Origin of the sequence: Pseudoxanthobacter sp., assembly GCF_036822375.1 — a bacterium.
Classification (GTDB): domain Bacteria; phylum Pseudomonadota; class Alphaproteobacteria; order Rhizobiales; family Segnochrobactraceae; genus Pseudoxanthobacter.
The window spans coordinates 1-2,978 of sequence record NZ_DAISHT010000314.1; the positions used below are offsets into that span (position 1 = coordinate 1).

At 67.6% G+C, this 2,978-nt stretch carries 1 protein-coding gene and 2 pseudogenes; 2 read left to right on the forward strand and 1 reads right to left on the reverse strand.

Features of this window, described 5'->3' with window-relative positions; translation table 11 throughout:
* Positions 1 to 933: pseudogene (locus V7067_RS17005) on the reverse strand (alkaline phosphatase); the annotation flags it as partial.
* Positions 934 to 1,626: 693 nt separating this feature from the next.
* Here V7067_RS17005 and V7067_RS17010 point away from each other — a divergent pair.
* Together V7067_RS17010 and V7067_RS17015 are read left to right on the forward strand one after the other, a co-directional pair.
* On the forward strand, positions 1,627 to 1,896 hold the full coding sequence (locus V7067_RS17010) for an usg protein (protein ID WP_334177076.1): 270 nt from the start codon (positions 1,627 to 1,629) through the stop codon (positions 1,894 to 1,896).
* A gap of 294 nt (positions 1,897 to 2,190) precedes the next feature.
* Positions 2,191 to 2,978: pseudogene (locus V7067_RS17015) on the forward strand (PAS domain-containing sensor histidine kinase); the annotation flags it as partial.

Genomic DNA, 2,978 nt, shown 5'->3' on the forward strand with positions numbered 1-2,978 from the left:
GGTGAAGCCGCGGCTGCCGCCCTTCCAGTCGCCCTCGTTGGCGGTGGCGAAGCGGGTGTCGTCCAGCCACTTCACCGCATCCGGCTCGCGCGCCACGGCCTTCAGGCTGTCGGTCGGGGCGATGAGGCTGTCCTTCTTCGTGTCGATGCCGTCGAGGTCGACGGTGCCGGCCGGGAAGTTCGCCACCACCTTGCCGGCCGCCAGATCGACCAGCACGATATGATTATTTTCCTGCAGGGTGACCACGGCAATGTTGCGGTCGTTGATATCGACGAATTCCGGCTCCGGATCCTCCGGGGCGATGGCGGCAAGGCCGGTCACGTCCACCTTCTTCACGCCCGCACAGTCGGCCGAACCGTCTGCGGCCAGCGGCACCACGCTGACGAAGCCGCCGGGAAGCTGGGGCAGGGCGCCGTGGTTCACGTCCTCGTCGCGCTCGTTCTCGATGGCGATGGCGATGAACTTCCTGTCGGGGCTCAGCGCCAGCGAATCCGGCTGGCCGCCGAGATCGCAGGTGGCGACCACCGCCTTCGTTGCCAGATCGACCACGGCGAGGTGGCCGGAGGGGGCGGATTTGGAGGGCGAGGTGACCACGCCCACGAACGCCTTGCCGCCGGCGACGACGGTGGAGGTCGGCTCGCCGCCCAGCGCCACGGTGCCGGCGGGCTGCGGCCTGGCCGGATCGGCGATGTCGATCAGGCCGATGCGGGCGCCGGGGCTGTCGGTGTAGACCAGCGTCCGGCCATCCTCGGTCGCCTTGATGATCTCGGCGACGGTCGCCTTGTCCTTGTCGGCACCGGCCGGCAGGTTATCGATCACCTCGAAGGTGGCAATGCGGTTGAAGGCCGGCTCGGCGGCCGCCGGCAGGGCCAGCGCAACGGCGCTGCTGCCCATCAGGGCGGCAAGCAGGGCAAGACGCGGGGTTCGGGCCATCGTCGTTCTCCATCATCCGGACGCGCGGGAAAATCACCCCGGCCGGATAAAGGCGGGCGATGAAGCCGCCGTGACGGCGCCATGACGAAGCGGTGACAATACCGAAGCGGTGACAAGGGCGAAGCGGGATAACCGCGAAACGGGACAACGACGAAGCGGGACGATTTCCACGGGCCGGCCCGGCGGCGCGCCACAGCAGCGCAGCCGCCGGAACGGGCGCAGCAGCCCGAACGCGAGCGGGGAGGCAGGTCGTCAGACCTGCCTCCCCGTGAGCCGTTCCCCTGATTTTTCTGGTCGGCGTCGCAGAGCACGCGGTCGATCCGGTCTTGGGAAGCGCGCGGATCGGTCTGCCGAAGATAATGCAAATCCGGGGCCAGCCGCATTGCGGCCGCCGAAGCCAGATGATCTGCGGCAAAGCCCGGGCTTTATGGGCGGGCGCCGGCCAGTCGCGCACAAATTACCGGCACCCAACGGAGGCATCTGCCTGCATTTCGCGCACCGCGCGGCGCCGGCGTCGCGCGCCCGGCAATACACCCCGGCAAGGCGCCTGCGGATGGCCGCCAGCGGCGTGTTAGCACTCGCGGCAAGTGATTGCTAACAAAAGAACTTTTGAGCCATTATCGTCTTTTGGCGGCTTGTCAGCCGGCAAAATCATGGCACACTTTCCAGGTCCCAATCTGTCAGGGGGTGCCCATGATCGACCGCGACTTCGACCGTCAGCTTTCCGGTTACGGCCTCACCACGGCGCGCATTCTCTATCGCATGCCGGACCACCCGACGATCCTGCAGACTTATATCTGGCAGGACTACGACATCGCCCCGGCCTTTCCGACGCTGAACCGGTTCATCGATTTCTGGAAGCGGGAGCTGGAAGGCCCGCTGCACTCCGTCGAAGTCGCTTATCGCGCCCTGGTCGGGGCGCATGAGTGGCGCCGCGTCGACGCGCTCTCCGTGCTGCACTGAAAGGAAAGCCCCGATCCTGCCGGCCCGGCCTTGCGAAGGGCCGGGCCGGGTGCCGTTTTGTCGCGCCTTGCCGGCCGGCGGCCGTGCGCGCCGGCTTTTGCGGCCCGCAAGGCCGGCGCGCGCGCCGGTGACGCCGAAGTGAGCCGTGGACCCGTTTCAGGTCTGTCGCATTTTGGCAACAATGTTGTCATCCTGTAACAGCCCGACTCACCCTCCGCTGCGGCGCTGTCCGCGGCGGAAAGGTGGAACGATTGTCCCGGCTGGCCGCCCGCGGCCGCCCAAGCGAACGGCGCGATGACGGCTTCCGAGACCCCCTTCGATCCGACCGGCTCCGGCGGCACCGAGCTGCGGCGCGAGAGCGCGCCGCTGGCCCGCCGTGTGGGCGTCGTGTTCGTGGTGCTGGCGATCCTGTCGGCGGCCGCCACCTTCGTGGTGCTGACCGGCCTGACGCCGATCACCCCGACGCAGAATGTCATCACCATCGCGCTCGTCGCCAACGGCTTCATCATTGCCGTGCTGATGGGCTCGATCTTCGTGGAAATCCGCAAGATCCTGCAGGCCCGGCTGCAGGGGAGGGCCGGTGCGCGGCTGCATGTGCGCGTGGTGGCGATGTTCTCGTTCGTCGCCACGCTGCCGGCGATCCTCGTCGCCATTCTGGCCACCATCACCCTCGACCGCGGTCTCGACCGCTGGTTCGAGGAGCGCACCCGCACCATCGTCGACAATGCCATTGCGGTTGCCAACGCCTATGTGCAGGAGCACGCCAACGTGCTGCGCGGCGACCTGATCGCCATGGCGACCGATGTCGACCGCGCCAAGGCGATTTACGATTACGACCCGGCCCGCTTCGACATCTTCATGCAGACGCAGTTGCAGCTCCGCCAGCTGCCCGCCGCCTATATCCTGCGCGGCGACGGCACGGTGGTGACCCGCACGCTCTACAACATCAAGGAGAAGTTCGCGCTGCCGCCGGTCGGCGCCTTCGCGCGGGCCGCCTCCGGCGATCCGGTGCTGATCGCGCCGGGCGACACCAATCAGGTCGGCGGCGTGATGAAGCTGAAGGCCTATGACGACATGTATCT

Coding starts and splice junctions, on each gene's coding strand:
- V7067_RS17010 (WP_334177076.1), top strand. CDS start 1,627: ATGATCGACCGCGACTTCGACCGTCAGCTTTCCGGTTACGGCCTCACC.